This is a genomic window from Mycolicibacterium agri (genome assembly GCF_002553505.1).
Lineage (GTDB): Bacteria > Actinomycetota > Actinomycetes > Mycobacteriales > Mycobacteriaceae > Mycobacterium > Mycobacterium agri.
Genome location: NZ_PDCP01000248.1, coordinates 1 through 545, shown reverse-complemented (window position 1 = coordinate 545; position 545 = coordinate 1). Strand labels below are relative to the sequence as shown.

The 545-nt window shown below is 70.6% G+C and carries 1 protein-coding gene; it reads right to left on the bottom strand.

All coding sequences use genetic code 11. From position 1 onward, the window contains the following. Positions 1 to 545, bottom strand: a 545-nt coding sequence (locus CQY20_RS34035) for an HNH endonuclease signature motif containing protein (protein ID WP_133119216.1), incomplete at both ends; no start/stop codon positions are given.

The following is a 545-nucleotide window of genomic DNA, read 5'->3' as shown; positions in this document are numbered from 1 at the left end:
CCGTCGGGGCGGGTGCGGGTGGTCCAGTCGGTGGTTTCGATGAGTAGGTCGTCGGCGGGGCAGGCCAGGGTGAGAGCGGTGATGTCGGTGGGGGCGTTGTTCTTGGCCCAGCCGTCGATGTGGTGGGCGTGGCAGTGGTAGGCGGGGGCGGTGCAACCCGGTCGGGTGCAGCCGCGGTCGCGGGCATACAGCAGGAGGCGTTGGGCCTTTGACGCGAGGCGTTTGGCGCGGCCGAGGTAGAGGGGCTCTTGGGTGTGGTCGTCGAAGACGGCTAGGTAGTGGTAGGCGTGGGCGGCCTGGCGGATGACCTCGGACATGGGCAGCAGGGTGGCGCCGCCGGTGGTGGCGTGGCCGGTGCCGGACTCCAGTTCGCCCAGGGTGGTGCTGATGACCATGGTGACCGGTAGCCCGTTGTGGCTGCCCAGCTCGCCGCTGGCCAGGATGGCCCGCAGCACGGCTTTGAGGGCGTCGTGATTGCGTTTGCCGACGGTGCGCTGGTCGCTGCCGGCTTGCTCAGGGGTGGGCTGGCCGTCGAGGCGCGGGGT